This window comes from Yokenella regensburgei ATCC 49455 (assembly GCF_000735455.1).
GTDB lineage: Bacteria > Pseudomonadota > Gammaproteobacteria > Enterobacterales > Enterobacteriaceae > Yokenella > Yokenella regensburgei.
In genome coordinates, this window is sequence record NZ_JMPS01000044.1 from 37,200 (window position 1) to 55,351 (window position 18,152).

14 protein-coding genes, 1 other RNA gene and 1 pseudogene are annotated in these 18,152 nt (G+C 52.3%); 7 read left to right on the forward strand and 9 right to left on the reverse strand.

The window, feature by feature from the left end; genetic code table 11:
- Window positions 1-56: 56 nt before the first annotated feature.
- The 8 genes and pseudogenes from pflB to GYRE_RS25315 all read right to left on the reverse strand — a co-directional run bounded on the left by pflB (window position 57) and on the right by GYRE_RS25315 (window position 10,974).
- The gene (gene pflB, locus GYRE_RS13520; RefSeq protein ID WP_038255945.1) at window positions 57-2,351 is read right to left on the reverse strand and encodes a formate C-acetyltransferase; all 2,295 of its coding nucleotides are present in this window, start codon (window positions 2,349-2,351) and stop codon (window positions 57-59) included.
- A 20-nt stretch (window positions 2,352-2,371) separates the two neighbouring features.
- Window positions 2,372-3,580: a propionate kinase gene (tdcD, locus tag GYRE_RS13525; RefSeq protein WP_006818176.1), complete on the reverse strand. Its 1,209-nt coding sequence runs from the start codon at window positions 3,578-3,580 to the stop codon at window positions 2,372-2,374.
- A 41-nt stretch (window positions 3,581-3,621) separates the two neighbouring features.
- Window positions 3,622-4,953: a threonine/serine transporter TdcC gene (tdcC, locus tag GYRE_RS13530; RefSeq protein ID WP_006818175.1), complete on the reverse strand. Its 1,332-nt coding sequence runs from the start codon at window positions 4,951-4,953 to the stop codon at window positions 3,622-3,624.
- A gap of 27 nt (window positions 4,954-4,980) precedes the next feature.
- Window positions 4,981-5,970 carry a bifunctional threonine ammonia-lyase/L-serine ammonia-lyase TdcB gene (gene tdcB / locus GYRE_RS13535; RefSeq protein WP_006818174.1) on the reverse strand — a complete coding sequence of 330 codons (990 nt, stop codon included), beginning with the start codon at window positions 5,968-5,970 and terminating at the stop codon, window positions 4,981-4,983.
- A gap of 103 nt (window positions 5,971-6,073) precedes the next feature.
- Window positions 6,074-7,012, reverse strand: a complete 939-nt coding sequence (gene tdcA / locus GYRE_RS13540; protein ID WP_038255947.1) for a transcriptional regulator TdcA — start codon at window positions 7,010-7,012, stop codon at window positions 6,074-6,076.
- A 774-nt stretch (window positions 7,013-7,786) separates the two neighbouring features.
- Window positions 7,787-8,163, reverse strand: an RNA gene (gene rnpB / locus GYRE_RS23250) — RNase P RNA component class A.
- A gap of 32 nt (window positions 8,164-8,195) precedes the next feature.
- The gene (locus GYRE_RS13545) at window positions 8,196-9,575 is read right to left on the reverse strand and encodes an amidohydrolase family protein (RefSeq protein ID WP_038255949.1); all 1,380 of its coding nucleotides are present in this window, start codon (window positions 9,573-9,575) and stop codon (window positions 8,196-8,198) included.
- A 35-nt stretch (window positions 9,576-9,610) separates the two neighbouring features.
- A pseudogene (locus tag GYRE_RS25315) lies at window positions 9,611-10,974 on the reverse strand (nucleobase:cation symporter-2 family protein).
- Window positions 10,975-11,083: 109 nt separating this feature from the next.
- On the opposite strand from GYRE_RS25315, the gene GYRE_RS13555 reads away from it, so the two are divergent.
- A complete protein-coding gene (locus GYRE_RS13555) occupies window positions 11,084-11,986 on the forward strand; it encodes a LysR family transcriptional regulator (RefSeq protein WP_038255951.1) in 903 nt (300 codons plus the stop codon).
- Window positions 11,987-12,057: 71 nt separating this feature from the next.
- Here GYRE_RS13555 and GYRE_RS13560 read toward each other — a convergent pair whose 3' ends face one another.
- Complete coding sequence (locus tag GYRE_RS13560; RefSeq protein ID WP_006818167.1) at window positions 12,058-12,867, reverse strand: DeoR family transcriptional regulator; 810 nt, start codon at window positions 12,865-12,867, stop codon at window positions 12,058-12,060.
- A gap of 250 nt (window positions 12,868-13,117) precedes the next feature.
- Between GYRE_RS13560 and kbaZ the strand changes: the two genes are divergently transcribed.
- The 6 genes from kbaZ to nagA are packed head-to-tail and all read left to right on the forward strand — an operon-like array spanning window position 13,118 to window position 18,141.
- Window positions 13,118-14,413 carry a tagatose-bisphosphate aldolase subunit KbaZ gene (gene kbaZ / locus GYRE_RS13565; RefSeq protein WP_038255953.1) on the forward strand — a complete coding sequence of 432 codons (1,296 nt, stop codon included), beginning with the start codon at window positions 13,118-13,120 and terminating at the stop codon, window positions 14,411-14,413.
- Window positions 14,414-14,426: 13 nt separating this feature from the next.
- Window positions 14,427-14,900 (forward strand): PTS N-acetylgalactosamine transporter subunit IIB, encoded by a 474-nt coding sequence (gene agaV, locus GYRE_RS13570; protein ID WP_006818165.1) that lies wholly within the window; start codon window positions 14,427-14,429, stop codon window positions 14,898-14,900.
- Window positions 14,901-14,910: 10 nt separating this feature from the next.
- Entirely contained in the window at window positions 14,911-15,690 is a 780-nt protein-coding gene (gene agaW / locus GYRE_RS13575) for a PTS N-acetylgalactosamine transporter subunit IIC (protein WP_006818164.1), read from the forward strand.
- Window positions 15,680-16,561 carry a PTS N-acetylgalactosamine transporter subunit IID gene (gene agaE / locus GYRE_RS13580; RefSeq protein ID WP_006818163.1) on the forward strand — a complete coding sequence of 294 codons (882 nt, stop codon included), beginning with the start codon at window positions 15,680-15,682 and terminating at the stop codon, window positions 16,559-16,561. Before agaW ends, agaE begins: the two co-directional genes overlap by 11 nt.
- 15 nt (window positions 16,562-16,576) lie before the next feature.
- Window positions 16,577-17,011 carry a PTS galactosamine/N-acetylgalactosamine transporter subunit IIA gene (gene agaF / locus GYRE_RS13585; protein ID WP_038255955.1) on the forward strand — a complete coding sequence of 145 codons (435 nt, stop codon included), beginning with the start codon at window positions 16,577-16,579 and terminating at the stop codon, window positions 17,009-17,011.
- On the forward strand, window positions 17,008-18,141 hold the full coding sequence (nagA, locus tag GYRE_RS13590; RefSeq protein ID WP_038255957.1) for an N-acetylglucosamine-6-phosphate deacetylase: 1,134 nt from the start codon (window positions 17,008-17,010) through the stop codon (window positions 18,139-18,141). The genes agaF and nagA overlap by 4 nt, the downstream gene beginning before the upstream one ends.
- Window positions 18,142-18,152 lie beyond the last annotated feature (11 nt).

Below are 18,152 nucleotides of genomic sequence, written 5' to 3' on the forward strand. Positions count from 1 at the left end.
TATCCCTGAGCAGGCCGCCGGGTGGCGGCCTGTCATGCTGACGGCTGGATGAATTATCAGAGCGCCTGGGTGAAGGTACGCGAGATAACATCCTGCTGCTGTTCGCGGGTCAGGGCGTTAAAGCGCACCGCATAGCCCGACACACGGATAGTCAGGTTCGGGTAGTTCTCCGGATGTTCGATAGCATCGAGCAGCATGTCGCGGTTCATCACGTTGACGTTCAGATGCTGACCGCCCTCCACCGCCGCTTCGTGGTGGAAGTAACCATCGAGCAGGCCAACGAGGTTGGTTTTCCGCACGCCTTCGTCTTTACCCAGCGCCGCCGGGACGATCGAGAAGGTGTAGGAGATACCATCTTTGGCATAGGTGAACGGCAGCTTGGCGACCGACGTCAGCGACGCTACGGCACCTTTACGGTCACGGCCGTGCATCGGGTTCGCACCCGGCGCAAACGGAGTTCCCGCACGGCGACCATCCGGCGTGTTACCGGTCTTCTGTCCGTACACCACGTTTGAGGTGATGGTCAGAATAGACTGTGTCGGAACCGCGTTACGGTAGGTTGGCAGCGCTTTGATTTTCTTCATAAAGCGTTCCACCAGGTCGCAGGCAATACTGTCCACGCGATCGTCGTTGTTACCGTACTGCGGATACTCGCCTTCAATTTCGAAATCGACCGCCAGACCGTTTTCGTCACGCACTGGCTTCACGCGGGCATATTTGATAGCGGAGAGGGAATCCGCCGCCACCGACAGGCCAGCCATACCACAGGCCATGGTGCGATAAACGTCGCGATCGTGCAGCGCCATCAGCGAAGCTTCGTAGCTGTACTTGTCGTGCATGTAGTGAATAAGGTTCAGCGCACTGACGTACTGCGTTGCCAGCCAGTCCATGAAGTGATCGAGGCTGCTCATCACCGTGTCATAGTCCAGCACATCATCCATTAGCGGCGCGGTTTTCGGGCCGACCTGAATTTTCAGCTTCTCGTCCACGCCGCCGTTAATCGCGTACAGCAGGGTTTTCGCAAGGTTCGCGCGCGCGCCGAAGAACTGCATCTGCTTGCCGATGACCATCGGGCTCACACAGCAGGCGATAGCATAATCGTCGCTCTCGAAGTCCGGACGCATCAGATCGTCGTTTTCGTACTGCAGCGAAGAGGTTTCAATCGACATCAGCGCGGCGTATTTCTTGAACGCCACCGGCAACGCTTCCGACCACAGGATAGTCAGGTTCGGCTCCGGCGCCGGGCCCATGGTGTGCAGGGTGTGCAGATAACGGAAGGAGCTCTTCGTCACCAGCGTGCGGCCATCCAGCCCCATTCCGCCGATAACTTCGGTTGCCCAGATAGGGTCGCCGGAGAACAGCGTGTCGAATTCCGGCGTACGCAGGAAGCGCACCATACGGATCTTCATGATGAAGTGATCGACCAGTTCCTGTGCTTCACGCTCGGACAGCACACCGTTACGCAGATCGCGTTCAATGTAGACGTCGAGGAAGGTGGCGGTACGGCCAAGCGACATGGCGCCGCCGTTTTGTGACTTCACCGCTGCCAGGTAGGCGAAGTACAACCACTGTACCGCTTCACGGGCGTTGGTCGCCGGGCGAGAAATGTCGTGGCCGTAGCTCGCCGCCATTTCCTGAATTTGCAGCAGCGCACGACGTTGTTCTGAGAGCTCTTCACGCAGACGAATGGTCGCTTCGAGATCTTCACCACGCTCCAGACGTGACTGCAGATCGGCAAACTGCAGCTCACGCTCACGCACCAGATAACGGATACCGTACAGCGCAACGCGACGGTAGTCGCCGATGATGCGTCCACGGCCATAGCCGTCCGGCAGACCGGTCAGAACACCAGATTTACGGCAGCGCAGCATTTCCGGGGAGTAAACATCAAATACGCCCTGGTTATGAGTTTTACGCAGGTGGGTGAACATATATTCAAACTGCGGATCCATTTCACGACCATAAGCGTCAAACGAGCTTTTGATCATGTTGATCCCGCCGTACGGGTGCAGCGCACGCTTCAGCGGCCGATCGGTTTGCAGGCCGACGATGGTTTCCAGCGCTTTATCAATGTAGCCCGGCGCGTGGGCCGTAATGGTCGTTGCAACGTTGGTATCAAAATCAACCGGAGCATGCGTGGCATTCTCGGTGCGGATACCGTCCATCACTTTTTCCCACAGCGACGTGGTCGCCGGGGTGGCGTCGGCAAGGAAAGATTCATCACCTTCATAAGGCGTATAGTTATTCTGAATAAAATCACGAACGTTAATTTCGTTTTTCCATTCAGAACCAAAGAATCCCTGCCAGGCGTCGGTATACAGCATATCGCCGGTATCGATATTTACCTTCATGAAATTAATCTCTCTCAGAATTAAGCGTATTCAACAGGCGCGCTAATTTTCCCTAAATGAATGGCATCAAGCGCAATCATTTTTTCTTCATTGGTAGGAATTACCGCACATGTCACTCGGGAATCTGGCAGGGAAATAATGCGCTCACCGGCTTTTCCCGGTAATTTATTTTTCTCACTGTCGAGATGAATGCCGAGTACCTGTAAATGTTCAATCACCAGTTGGCGAATAAGAGTGGAGTTCTCTCCAATTCCGCCGGTAAAAATAATGCCGTCTAAACGATGCAGCGCCATGGCGTGACCACCAATATGGCGGGCAATGCGGTGGACAAAGGTTTTGATGGCTAACTGGGCATGGTAATGGCCTTCGTGCCAGGCCTTTTCCAGCGCCCGCAGATCGGAAGAGAGGCCAGAAATACCCAGCAGGCCAGACTCCTTATTCACCACACGTTCCAGGTCGCTCAGCGACTGGCCTGTCTGGTTGGCTATCCACGTCATGGCACCGAAATCAACATCGCCGCAGCGGGTGCCCATCATCAGGCCTTCCAGCGGCGTCATACCCATTGAGGTGTCTACGCTCTCGCCGTTGCGCACCGCGCAAATCGAGGCACCGTTACCTAAGTGAGCAATCACTAACCCAGAATCCTGCTCGCTTAAACCAAGCAGTTCATGCGCTCGCTGGGAGACATAGCGATGCGAGGTGCCGTGGAAACCGTAACGACGCACGCCCAGCTCTTCAAAATAGCGCCACGGTAAACCATACAGGTAGGCTTCTGGCTCCATTGTCTGGTGGAAGCTGGTGTCAAAGACCGCCACCTGCTTCACGCCCGGGAACAGCCGGCGGGAAGACTCTACACCACTCAGGTTGGCATAGTTGTGCAGCGGTGCCAGCGGGGAAACCTGGCGAATTAATTCAATCACTTCATCAGTAATTAATACTGATTCATTAAAGATGCTACCGCCGTGGGCAATACGATGACCAATTAAGGCCACGCTGTCCATGAGATCTCTTTTTTCCAGTTCGAAGGTAATGGCTTCGAGGGCACATTCATAATCCTGGTGAGCCAGCGGAGCTGGCTCACCTCCATTAACACTTAAACATGCACTCTCTGTATTAATACCTTCTGCAATACCCGTCAACAGCACATTCTGGGTATCTGCATCAATCACCGAGAACTTAATCGATGAGGACCCACAATTAATGACCAGCACTACAGATAAATCCATCATTTTATTTCTCCGCCCATCCTGACTTTGGGCTCTACAGATAATTAGAACAGTTTGTAGACAATATTCAGGATGGTCAGCAGACCAATCACGGTAACGAAGATATTGTCAGCTTTGCCTTTGTACTTCGCCAGAGACGGCGCTTTACGAATCGCGTACATCGGCAGCAAGCACAGCAGGGAAGCGATAATCGGTGCGCCCATGGCTTCAATCAGGTCCAGGATGTTCGGGTTGGCGTAAGCCACGACCCAGGTGGAACCCATGATGAAGATCATGCTGATAGTGTTCAGTTTGCCGACGGAGACCTTGGTCTTATCGCCTTTGTAACCAAACTTGAGCACCAGACCGTTCAGACCTTCCAGCGTGCCGAGGTAGTGGCCGAAGAAGGATTTGAAGATGGCAACCAGCGCGATGATAGACGCGGCAAACTCAAGAACCGTAGCGAAGGTAGATTTGCTGCCGGTCATGGTGGAGAAGTGGTTCGCCAGATAGGACAGCACTGGAATGTTCTGCGCTTTCGCTTCCGCCATGTTGGCCGGAGAGAGCGTGAACAGGCAGCTGAAGGCGAAGAACATCACCACGGCAACCATCAGCATGCTGGCACGAGAGATAATCTGAGAACATTTACGCTCGGTGAAGTCGCGGCCAAAGTCTTTCTCATACTCTTCACGCTTGGACACCACAAACGAAGAGACGATGGGTGAGAAGTTGAAGGAGAACACCATGATGGAGATACCCAGCCACACGGTAACCAGAATGCCATCGTGACCGGTCAGGGCGATATCACTGAGGTTCACATCCTGAATCACTGATGCGTTCCAGTAAGGGATAAGCGACAGGGAAATCAGTACCAGGCTCGCGATGAACGGGAACACCAGGAAACTCATTACCTTAACCATCAGGTCTTTACCAAACCAGATAACAAAGGCCATCAGCAGCAACAGGAATAGTGCGACCACGCCACGGTTGAGGGCGGCATAGCCCAGCTGGTTTTCCCAGAAGGTCATAAAGGTGTTGGTAATGGTTACGCCATAAATCCACAGCAGCGGACAGATGGCGAAGAAGTACAGCAGGGTAATGATAACGCCACCGGTCTTACCGAAATGCTCCTCAACGGTTTCAGTAATGTTTCCGGAAGGGTTTTTACCCGACAAGCACAGGCGCGCCAGTGCACGGTGGCACAGGAAGGCAATCGGGTACGCCAGTACCAGCATGATAAGGATAGGGATTAAACCGCCGTAACCTGCGCGAATAGGGAAGAACAGTACCCCGGCACCGATCGCGGTGCCGAACAGTCCAAGAGTCCAGGTGGTATCGGATTTACGCCATAGCGAGGCTTTTGCCTGGCTGGCGATGATGGTATCTGTGTTACTCATATCGTGTCCTTAGCAAAAAAATAACAATTAAGCACCGACAAAGCCGGTAATTTGTGAAACACGCGAGAGGTCAATATTGCCTCCGGAAATAATGCTGACGGTTTTCCGTTTCTGAATATAATCATCGAGTTTGCCGCTCAGCAGCGCAGCAGAAGCCAGGGCACCAGCACCTTCGGTGATGACTTTATTACGCTGAATGAGGGCGATCATGCTGTCACGAATTTCGTCTTCGGTGACCAGTACAATATCGTCCACCAGTTCACGGACGATTTCGAAGGTTAAGTTGCCAGGACGCGCGACGTCACAACCGTCGGCGAGTGTTGGGTTAATACGGTGGTTAGTAATTTCACCGGCATAGAAAGAAGCCGCCATGCCGTGAACGTTTTCTGACTGAACGCCGATAATTTTAATCGTCGGGTTGATAGATTTAATCGCCGTGGCGATACCGGCAATTAAACCGCCGCCGCCGATTGGCACAATCACGTTATCCACATCGTACAGATCCTGCAGAATTTCCAGACCAATGGTACCCTGGCCGGCAATAACGTGTGCATCATCGTACGGTGGGATAAAGATACGGCCTTCCATTTCAACGATTTCGCTCGCTTTAGCGATAGTATCGTTGAAGCTGTCGCCGTGCAGAATCACTTCTGCAGAGTAGTCCTGAGTCGCCGCTACTTTTGATTTTGGCGCCCCTTTCGGCATCACGACTTTGCCGTCAATCCCCAGCATGGCACAAGAAAGCGACACCCCTTGAGCATGGTTACCCGCAGAACATGCCACAACCCCTTTGCGACGCTCAGCATCCGTCAACGAGCTCAGTTTGTTATAAGCCCCACGAATTTTGAACGACCCGGTGCGCTGCATGTTTTCAAATTTGAGGAATATTTCACCTTTGCACTGCTCACTCAAATAATTTGAGCGCGGCATCCCTGTTTTATATATTTTTCCTTCGAGTCTTTGTTTCGCTACCTGAATATCATCAAGAGTGACCGGGAGATCATAGGTAATATGCATTTTATACTCTCTTCAGAATTAGACCTAAATTTATGTAAAATCTGGGCATCAGAGTTCAGAAATACAGAAACTCTGGGCTTGGTGTTGTGAAATTAAATTTAAATTAAATATTTTCTACAAATTGCCTTCGTCTGGTGCAGTTTTGCGATGAATATTGTTTTGCCAGCTCAACAAGTACCGAAGCTGATTTTTTAATTCGATAATTTTTAGACCACACCGCGGCATAACGTGCGACCGGTAATTCATCCTCAACGGGCAGCGTAATGAACTGGTTCGAACCGAATGGCGCCGTCATGTCGCACGGTATCACGGTCAGGAAATCGGCATTCAGGACCAGGTTATAAATGGTGACTACGGAGTCGGTTTTTACGATGTTTTCAGTGCTGATGTGGTGGTTCTGGAGGGTGTTGAGGAGTTCTTTGTAGTAGCCCATATTCGTGTCCGGTAAAACCCACTGTTCGTCTTTCAACGACTCCAGTGTGGTGGTACCCGTGCACGTTCGTGACTGACTGGCGACAACCGCAAACTCTGACTCAAACAGCGACTCCACATGCAGATCCTGTAGCTGCATGTCCTCACTCAGCGTTCCGATAGCAAAATCCAACCGTCCATCTCGCAGTGCGGGAAGGAAGGAGGAGAGCTGCGCTTCATACATGGAGACGTGCGCTTTCGGAAACACCTCTTTAAATGTCTTCATCATACTCGACAGAAACGTGAAACCGATGAGTGACGGGTAGCCGAAAGAGACGTCGAGCACGCTGCTGCAGCTCAGACTGTTCATTTCGCTCACCATGTTTTTCATCTCACGGGTGATGGACTCCGAGTAGGCCAGCAGCACTTGTCCAGCGCTGGTCAGCGTAACCCCGGTGTTTTTCCGCACCATCAGCTCGATACCGAAGTAAGATTCAATGTCATTGATTACCTTACTAACGGCTGGTTGAGTCAGTCCAAGTTGTTTGGCTGCCGAACCAATTGAACCGCTCCGGATAACTTCCTGGAAAACGACCAATTGCTGAGTTTTTGGCAGAAGAACATTATCCATATCACTCTTCCCGTATTTCATGTTTCGAACAGAATTTTAATAAATATTGCCATCGGGGGTATGTGCTGTTACTCACAATTTGCCGGAACGCATGTTCAACACAGGTCACGAAATACGATAAAACACCATATTATCAATATGATAGACAAAACACCATTCGCTATTTGGCTGACTTTTATCAATAAATAATGAGGTAATAACTTTAATTTATGGCGATAACGATGAGGCCTAAGACCCTATTTAATGGTCGGGTATAAGACCATATTTCAAGCAATTAACGCGCAATTACTCACCACATCATTTATTAATAAAATTTGAAAATATAAAATAAATTTTTAAATTTAGAGGTGTCGCCATTAAATATGCGCCACCCATCACATTAAATTGTTAAACATACGGAGATGTTAATATATATTTATCATTTCATTGAGATATTAAATAACAAAACAAAAACATATAGCCATGATTTGCAACACTGCTTTTTTTGCTATTTTTTGGTGAATTCAGGCGTGATTCAAGTCACATGCAGAATAAGAAACTAACAACTGAGTCACTGGCAACAGATTTGTGGAGTTTGTCGCAATTTTCCGAAAAAGTCTCAGAGAGGTCGGGCGGGAAAAAGCAAAAACCCCGCCGAAGCGGGGTTTTTTGAAGAGTCGAAGCTGACCGATAAGCCGCTTTCTTTTGGTATAGCGTCGTGGACAGTCATTCATCCAACCGTGACCACTTAAACTTACATAAGCAAAAACCCCGCCGAAGCGGGGTTTTCTGAAGAGTTGAAGCTGACCGATAAGCCGGGTTCTGTCGTGGACAGTCATTCATCTAGGCCAGCAATCGCTCACTGGCTCAAGCAGCCTACCCGGGTTCAGTACGGGCCGTACCTTGTGAACCCCTATTTGGCCTTGCTCCGGGTGGAGTTTACCGTGCCACGGACTGTTACCAGCCGCGCGGTGCGCTCTTACCGCACCCTTTCACCCTTACCTGATCCCGCTTGCGCGGGCCATCGGCGGTTTGCTCTCTGTTGCACTGGTCGTGGGTTTCCCCCCCAGGCGTTACCTGGCACCCTGCCCTATGGAGCCCGGACTTTCCTCCCCTCCGCCCGTCTCCCCCGAAGAGGACGACGACGAAGCGGCGACTGTCTGGTCAGCTTCGGCGCGCAGTATAGTGGGTTTAAGCCGCAATGTCACCTCTCCAGCCGCTCCAGTTCGTTCACTGCCGCCCCACGCTGTTTCAACCAGGCTTCCCGCCGGGCAAACAGCCCACCGACCTGAAGATTTACATCGCGGATAATTTCCGACAAATCGATCTGGGTTAGCTTTCCATTTTCGACCCGAATCTCCCCTGCAATCATGGTCATATCCACATCGCCACCCTGTACGGCATGTACCAGATTATGATGAATATTCATCAGCGGTCCACGCGTAATGAGCGGGGTCATTCTGGGTGTATCAAGCCGTACCGCTATCATATCCGCCGCTTTTCCCTCTTCCAGAGAGCCAATACTGTCTTCCATCCCCAGCGCTCTCGCACCATCCACGGTTGCCATACGGCATATTGCCCAGGCATCCAGCGCTGCAGCATCCAGTGATACGAATTTCGCCAGCAGCGATGAGACCTTCATCTCTTCAAACATATCGAGATTGTTATTTTCTTTCTCACCATCAGTACCCAGCCCCACAGCGACTCCGGCTTGCAGCATTTTCTCTACCGGCGCCGCTCCAGAAGCGAGTTTCATATTGCTGACAGGGTTATGAACCACCCCAGTATGACGTTCTGCCAGCAGGGCAATTTCCTCGTCATTGACCCACACACAGTGAGCCAGCAACACTTTCTTTGCGTCCAGCAGGCCAAATTTCTCTAGCGCCTGAATCGGCCGTAATTGATATCGCCGCAGGGTTTCCTCAACATCGAAGCTGCTTTCATTACTATGCGTGTGGAATCCAACCTGGTAGTCCTTACACATCGCTGCGATACGCTGCCATGCCTGAGGTAGTGCATAAAACAAGTGTTCAAGCCCAACCCAAACGTGAATGCGCCCGTTGGCCCCAAGGTGCCAACGATTTATTAAGGCTTCGTTGCTGTTCAACGTTTCAAAATAGTCATGATCGGGATGCTCAGCGACGTAAGGCACCAGAACAGCGCGGATCCCTGTGCGCATCGCAACCTCTGCGCTGCCCTCCATGTAACGCCACATATCAACTACCGTGGTGGTGCCAGAAAGTAGCGCTTCGCTATAACAGAGTAAGGAGGACAGTTTTGCCTCTTCCGGCAAGAGGACCCGGTGCATTGGGTCGACAAACTGCTGTAACCAGCTCCAGACGGGCAGCCCTTCAGCAGTACCCCGTAGCATGCCTGAATGGCAATGAGCGTTGATAAGCCCCGGCATGAGTAAACGCTGGGACAAATGTTTGACTGGTACATCTGGATGGCGCGCGATAATCTCCCCCGCCTTGCCGACACAGGCAATCAACCCATCCCGCACGAGAACAGCCCCTTCCTCAATGATGGTGTTATCCGCATCCATTGTCAGAATAAGATCGGCCTGAATAATTTGTTCTTTCATTCTCTTTTCCTTATTTAAATTCGTTCCAAACATCATCAAGCCGCGCTATCAATTTCTGGGGCAATAACAGATGACTCTGTGGTGCTGAATCCATTGAATAACAAATTGAGAATCAGCGCATTGCATACACTTAAAATAATCCCACTATCGGTAAAAACATGAGTCCAGTAAGGTAAGTGCTGAAAAAAATGTGGTGAAACCATGGGTATCAAACCAATACCCAGGCTGGTGGCAACAATTAACAGGTTTGAACGCGAGTTTTCAAAGTTGATGGTAGAAAGGATCCGGATCCCCATCAGCGCGACCATGCCAAACATGACTATTCCGGATGCGCCTAATACATAAGGGGGCATCGAGGCAACAATATAAGCGAGTTTTGGCAACAACCCCAGACCGATAAGAATAAATCCACCAGCGACACAAACATACCGACTTCGTACATCAGTGATACTGACAAGCCCAATATTTTGTGAAAATGAGGTATAGGGGAAAGCATTAAAAATACCACCAATAATTGCCCCCAGACCGTCAGCTCTTAGCCCCCGAATTAACCCCTGCCGATTAACAGGCCGGTCAACAATTTTACCTAAGGCAATAAACATCCCTGTAGATTCAACCATTGTTACCAGCATTACCAGACATAGTGAAATTGAGGCAACGAGATCAAACTTTGGCATACCAAAAACCAAAGGTGTCGTCAAAGAGAACCACGGAGTTTGTTGCAGGCCATCTAAAAACACCTCCCCACGAGACAACGCAATAAAAAACCGATCAGGATAGCAAATAGCACGGAAATATTGGCAAAGAAGCCTTTGAACAGCCGGTTAATCATCAGAATGAGTGCCAACTGTAGCAGAGATATCGATAAATAAACCGGATTCCCATAGTCTGGATTGGGTTCACCACTTGCCAGCATCGGCTGCCCTCCTGCCGACCAGTCAATGCCCACCTTCATCAGACTGATACCGATAACCAGCAACATTGTCCCAGTGACAATCGGAGGGAAAAAACGAATAAACCGCCCCATTATCGGAGCGAAGAGTATGCCAAAAATGCCAGAAATAATGATAGCGCCGTATACACCCGCCAGCCCCAGTTCTGGATTAGCGGCAATAGCAATCATTGGAGCGATGGAGACAAACGTAACTCCCATCATAATGGGCAACCGAATCCCGAAGAACCGGCTACCTAAACATTGAACCAGCGTAGCAATTCCCGAAGCGAAAAGGTCAGCACTGATGATTAATGTTAAGTGTTCTTTTGGTAATTTTAGAGCTGTTCCTAAAACAATAGGAACAATAAGACAGGCAGAATACATAACCAGAAAGTGCTGGAATCCGAATAAAAAACTTTGCACCAGCGGTAATCGCCGATCAACGGGGTGAATGACACAAGACATTGTCTTCTCCTGATTAACATCATGGAATATGTGCTCAGAGTGGTTCAGTCTCCAGAATGAAAACAGGATTGTAAAAATAGGACCTATTAATTATTTTTATGGAGAAGCAATGAGGATTTCGCTTGAGCAACTTACCGCTTTTTCTGCCATAGCCAGTGAGCATTCATTTTCTTCAGCAGCACGCAAGCTGGGAAAATCGCAATCAGCGCTCAGTATTGCTATTGCTAATCTGGAAATAGATCTTGGCCTCACACTTTTTAATCGTAGCAATCGCTACCCACAATTAACGACAGAAGGGAAAGCATTATTGCGCGATGCTGAAGCGATTCTCGAACAATGTTTTTCCATGGAGAATAGAGCTAATAGTTTATCTAAAGAGCTCGAAACCGAAGTGACCATCAGCATTGACGATGCGATACCTTACCAGGCTATTTCCCCGGTTCTTCAGGACTTTTCCAGGCAGTTCCCGCACACCGACCTGATTGTGCTTCATCCTTCTTCACAGGATGCGCTGAGCATGATTGAAAATGAATCCGTCCAGCTTGGGATTATGTGTACCCGGGCTCACTATTCCATGAATTTACGGTTTAAACGCCTCGGGAATATCTCATTTTGCAACGTGGCCAGCCGCGATCATCCGTTAAACAAGGGAAAACCCGTCACTTTCAGCCAGCTCAATCAATACCGGCAGTTGGTATATCTGCCATTTTTAAACAAGCTGCCGACCAGCGAATATCTGAACTCCCCTAATCACTGGCGCGTGGAAAGCTATCTGACCTTAATGCACATGCTGCGCGATGGGATGGGTTGGGCCACGGTGCCGAAACAATTAATGCAGGAACTGAATCTTCACCAGCAGCTTGTCGAACTCCAGCTGGATGCATATCCCTTTACTGAGTGGGTAGTAGGGGTGGATCTGGTCTGGTCAGCGCCGCTACGCTCTGGTCAGGCGCTTGCCTGGCTGCGGGCGAGACTGGGACAAAAATCCATAGCCTCGCTGGTCACCGAGTGACATGTCTGAACTTTAAACGAAGACAATGTCAGGAGAGAGGATCCCTCCTGACATTGTTTCTGAAAACAAGGTTATTCCCGAACCAGAATCACTTCAATGCCGGAACGTTGCAGCTCTTTCAGGCTCTCGACCGGCACGCCCTCATCGGTAATCACCATGTCGATTCTCTGGGTGTCGATGATTTTATGCAGGCTGGAACGGTTGAACTTACTGGAGTCGGTGACCACGATAATGCGTTCGGCCACTTCGCACATCCGGCGGTTCAGTCGCGCTTCGTCTTCATTATGCGTGCTCACACCGCGCTCGGTATCAATGGCATCCACACCGAGGAACAGCATGTCGAAGTGGTAATTCTGCAGCGACTGCTCGGCCTGGTCGCCATAAAAGGAGAGCGACTGGCGACGCAGATGCCCACCGGTCATCAGGAGCTCCACCCCTTCGGCTTCGAGTAGCGCCGCGCCAACGTTCATCCCGTTGGTCATCGCGATAACGTCATGATGGTGACGCATCATGCGGGCAATTTCATATGTTGTGGTACCGGAGTCGAGGATAACCCGGTGCCCTGGCTGAATAAGCTCTGCCGCTGCCCGGGCGATCCCACGCTTCAGGGCCGTGTTGAGGGAGCTTTTGTCCTCAACGGACGGTTCGCTCCCGGTGGCGTTACCTTCACAGATAAGTGCTCCGCCATAGGCACGAACGGCAATCCCCTGCTTTTCTAAAAACGCCAGATCGTTGCGAATCGTCACCGTCGAGACGCCAAACAGCGCAGAAAGATCGTTGACCTGAACGCTTCCCTGCTGCCGCAACCGCTGGATTATCTGCTCGCGTCGTTCACTGGTGCCAGTGACGCGCCTATCCGTTGAAGAGTCGGTGCTGCTCATACGTGATCCTTTAGTCAAATCTTTCGTTTCATTTCGATTGGTCTATTAACACCTTTCTTTTGCACGAATGCAAGTGCTGTTCAGGGATTAATGGTGATAGAGACAGCATTCAGATGCTTTCATTATGTTTCTTTTGTGAAACAGATCGGAAAACCATTATCTTTCGTTTTATTTTTATAACACCTTACTGCAGTATTAAATGAAACAAAACGAAAGATGAGTGCCGGAACTATCCGCTACGGAGAGGAAAGTGAAACATCTGACAGAAATGGTGAAGCAGCACAAACAGGGAACCGCAACGGGTATTTATGCGGTTTGCTCGGCACATCCGCTGGTGCTGGAATCCGCCATCCGCTTCGCGAAGAAGCATGACACCCCACTACTTATAGAAGCAACGTCTAACCAGGTCGATCAGTTTGGCGGCTATACGGGTATGACTCCCGCAGACTTCCGCGGTTTTGTCTGCCAGCTTGCCGACAAGCTTGACTACCCGACCGCACAGCTGATTTTAGGTGGCGATCACCTGGGCCCGAACCGCTGGCAAAAACTGCCGGCGGCCGAGGCCATGGCTCACGCCGACGACTTAATTAAAAACTATGTGGCCGCCGGATTCAGCAAAATCCATCTCGACTGCAGTATGTCCTGCGCGGACGACCCGGTACCGTTAACCGATGAGATAGTCGCATCACGTGCGGCGAGGCTTGCCAAAATTGCTGAGGCCACGGCGCAGGAGCATTTCGGTGAGTCATCGCTGGAATACGTTATCGGAACCGAAGTTCCAGTACCGGGCGGTGCGCATGAAACGCTGACCGAGCTTGCCGTGACTACGCCTGAAGCCGCTAAAGCTACCCTGCAGGCTCACCGCCATGCATTCGAAGCCGAAGGCCTGAGCGCTATCTGGCCACGGATTATTGGCCTGGTGGTTCAGCCGGGCGTTGAGTTTGACCACACGCACGTTATCGATTACCAGCCGCAAAAAGCGGTGGCGTTGAGCAAGATGGTAGAAGAGTATGACACTCTGGTATACGAAGCCCACTCCACGGACTACCAGACGCCTCAGGCGCTGCGTCAGTTAGTGGTGGATCACTTCGCCATTCTGAAAGTCGGCCCGGCGCTCACCTTTGCGCTACGTGAAGCACTGTTCTCACTCGCCGCCATTGAAGAAGAATTGCTGACGGCGAAAGCCTGTTCCGGGCTGCGCCATATTCTTGAAAACGTCATGCTGGAACATCCGGAATACTGGCAAAACCATTATCACGGTGACAGCAACGCCCGCCGTCTGGCGCGCGGCTACAGCTACTCCGACCGCGTGCGCTATTACTGGCCGGACGGGCAGATTGATGAAGCCTTCGACCAGTTAGTTCGTAATCTGGCCGACGACCCGATTCCACTGCCGCTTATCAGCCAGTATCTGCCGCTGCAGTACAGCAAGGTCCGCGCCGGGGAGCTTACCGCCACGCCGCGCGAATTAATCATCGACCACATCCAGGACGTCATACGTCAGTATCACGACGCATGTCAGGGTGTTCAGACCCACAAAGAATAAGAGGAATTCCACGATGCCCAATATCGTTCTAAGTCGTATTGATGAGCGTTTGATTCACGGTCAGGTCGGTGTGCAGTGGGTCGGATTCGCTGGCGCAAACCTGGTGCTGGTCGCTAATGATGAAGTGGCTGAAGATCCGGTACAGCAAAACCTGATGGAGATGGTGCTTGCAGAAGGGATCGCCGTGCGTTTCTGGTCGCTGCAAAAAGTGATCGACAACATTCACCGTGCCGCCGATCGCCAGAAAATTCTGCTGGTCTGCAAATCTCCTGCTGATTTCCTCAAGCTGGTTGAGGGCGGTGTGCCGGTCACGCGTATCAACGTTGGCAACATGCATTATGCCGATGGCAAACAACAAATCGCCAAAACGGTTTCCGTCGATGCTGATGACATTACCGCCTTCAGCGGCCTGAAAGCTGCCGGTGTGGAATGCTTCGTGCAGGGTGTCCCGACCGAGACTGCTATGGACCTCTACAAACTACTCTGAGGGATTCGCGATGGAAATCAGTCTATTACAGGCTTTTGCTCTGGGCATTCTTGCCTTTATCGCTGGCCTGGATATGTTCAACGGCTTAACACACATGCACCGGCCGGTGGTCCTCGGGCCGCTGGTTGGCCTTATCCTCGGCGATCTGCATACCGGTATTCTTACCGGTGGTACGCTGGAACTGGTGTGGATGGGCCTCGCACCGCTGGCTGGCGCGCAGCCACCTAACGTCATTATCGGCACCATCGTCGGCACCGCGTTTGCTATTTCCACCGGTGTTAAACCCGAAGTTGCCGTCGGCGTTGCGGTACCGTTCGCTGTCGCCGTGCAGATGGGTATTACCTTCCTGTTCTCAGTGATGTCCGGTGTGATGTCACGCTGCGATCGCATGGCGGCGAACGCTGACACTCGCGGCATTGAGCGAGTGAACTATCTGGCGATGCTGGTGTTGGGGATTTTCTACTTCCTCTGCGCTTTCCTGCCGATTTACTTCGGTGCCGAACACGCTAAAACCGTGATTGATGTCCTGCCGACGCGCCTTATCGATGGTCTCGGCGTTGCGGGCGGCATCATGCCAGCTATCGGCTTTGCCGTGCTGCTGAAAATCATGATGAAAAACGTCTATATCCCTTACTTCATCATCGGCTTCGTTGCCGCCGCATGGCTGAAACTGCCGGTACTGGCGATTGCCGCCGCGGCGCTGGCCATGGCCCTTATCGATCTGATGCGTAAAGATCCGGAACCCACTGTGTCTCAGGCCCAGAAAGAGGAATTTGAAGATGGCATCTAATCAAACCACCCTGCCTTCAGTCACGGAAAGTGAAGAGAAGACCCTGCTGACCGGCGTCAACGAAAACATCTATGAAGATCAGACGATTGGTGAAGAGTTAACGAAAAAGGACATCAACCGTGTGGCATGGCGCTCCATGCTGCTGCAGGCGTCTTTCAACTACGAACGTATGCAGGCCTCCGGCTGGCTGTACGGTCTGCTGCCTGCGCTGAAGAAGATCCACACCAACAAGCGTGACCTGGCCCGAGCCATGAAAGGGCACATGGGGTTCTTTAATACCCACCCGTTCCTGGTGACCTTTGTTATCGGCATTATCCTCGCGATGGAGCGCTCCAAGCAGGATGTGAACAGCATCCAGAGCACCAAAATCGCCGTAGGCGCACCGCTGGGCGGCATCGGTGATGCGATGTTCTGGCTGACGCTGCTGCCTATTTGCGGTGGTATCGGTGCAAGCCTGGCGCTGCAGGGCTCCATCCTCGGCGCGGTGGTCTTCTTCGTGATGTTCAACGTGGTACATCTGGGGCTGCGTTTTGGTCTGGCGCACTATGCTTATCGGATGGGGGTGTCAGCCATTCCGCTTATCAAAGCCAACACCCGTAAGGTGGGCCATGCGGCGTCTATCGTCGGGATGACGGTTATCGGTGCCCTGGTGGCGACCTATGTTCGCCTCAATACAACGCTTGAAATCACCGCGGGTGATGCGGTCGTTAAGCTGCAAACTGACGTTATCGATAAACTAATGCCGGCCTTCCTGCCGCTGGTTTATACCATGGGGATGTACTGGCTGGTGCGCCGTGGCTGGAGCCCGCTGCGCCTGATCGGTATCACCGTTGTCCTGGGTGTTGTGGGCAAATTTGCTCACTTCCTGTAAGTCTTAGGAGTCATGATGTTAGGCATTATTCTTTGCGGTCACGGCGGGTTCGCCAGCGGTCTGGAACAGGCAATGGAGCAAATCCTGGGCGAACAGCCGCAGTTTGTCGCCATCGACTTTCCGCAGGCCTCTACCACGGCGTTGCTGACCTCGCAGCTTTCTGAGGCAATTAACGCACTCGACCCTGAGCAGGACATCGTTTTTCTCACCGACCTGCTGGGCGGAACCCCCTTCCGCGTGGCATCGACGCTGGCGATGCAAAAGCCCGGGCGGGAAGTGATAACCGGAACCAACCTGCAGCTGCTGCTGGAGATGGTGCTGGAGCGTGACGGTCTTAGCAGCGAGGCGTTCCGCCTGCAGGCGCTGGAGTGCGGCCATCGGGGGCTGACAAGCCTGGTGGATGAAATGGGGCGTTGCCGCGAAGAAAAGGCGGTTGAGGAAGGGATATGAGCATGCTGCTGCGTGCCCGGCGTGTACTCAGCGAAATCGGCTGGCTTGACGACCATCAGTTGCGTATCGACGACGGGGAAATCGTGGCCATTGAGCCCATCCCGTCCGGCGTGACGGTGCGCGATGCCGAACTGCTGTGTCCGGCATACATCGATCTCCACGTCCACGGAGGCGACGGGGTCGATGTGATGGACGATGCGCCGCAAACGCTGGACATTCTGGCAATGCACAAAGCGCGGGAAGGGGTAGGAGCATGGCTGCCAACCACTGTAACTGCGCCGCGCGAGTCGATTGAATCCGCGCTGCAACGCATTGCCCAACGTATACACCACGGCGGGCCAGGCGCGCAGGTGCTCGGTAGCTATCTCGAAGGGCCGTACTTCACGCCGCAGAACAAAGGCGCACACCCGCCGGAACTGTTCCGCGAACTGGAAATAGCAGAACTCGACGCGCTTATCGCCTGCTCGCAAAACACGTTGCGCGTAGTCGCCCTCGCCCCAGAAAAACCGGGGGCGTTAGCGGCTATTCGTCACCTTAAGCAGCGCGGTATTCGGGTCATGCTCGGCCACAGCGCCGCAACCTACGCGCAAACCATTGCCGCGCTGGATGCCGGTGCCGACGGGCTGGTGCACTGCTTCAACGGCATGACCGGTCTGCATCATCGCGAGCCGGGCATGGTGGGCGCGGGGTTAACCGACCCTCGCGCCTGGCTTGAACTGATTGCCGACGGTCATCACGTTCACCCGGCCGCCATGCGGCTGTGCTGCCAGTGTGCCAAAGATCGCGTGGTGCTGATAACCGATGCCATGCGTGCCGCCGGAATGCCCGACGGGAAGTACGACATCTGTGGCTATGACGTCGAAATGAAAGACGGCGTCGTCCGCACCGCTACCGGCGGGTTAGCGGGCAGTACGCTGTCGCTTGATGCAGCAGTACGTAACATGGTTGAGCTTGCGGGCGTCAGCGCCGAAGCGGCGATTCGTATGGCCACTTTGCATCCAGCAGCGCTGATTGGCGTTGACGACCAGTTAGGTTCCATCCGCATCGGTAAACGGGCAAACCTGATTGCCCTCGACGCGGGTTTGCAGGTGCAACAAACCTGGGTTCAAGGTCAGGCTATCCCCCTATAGCCGTTTCAATG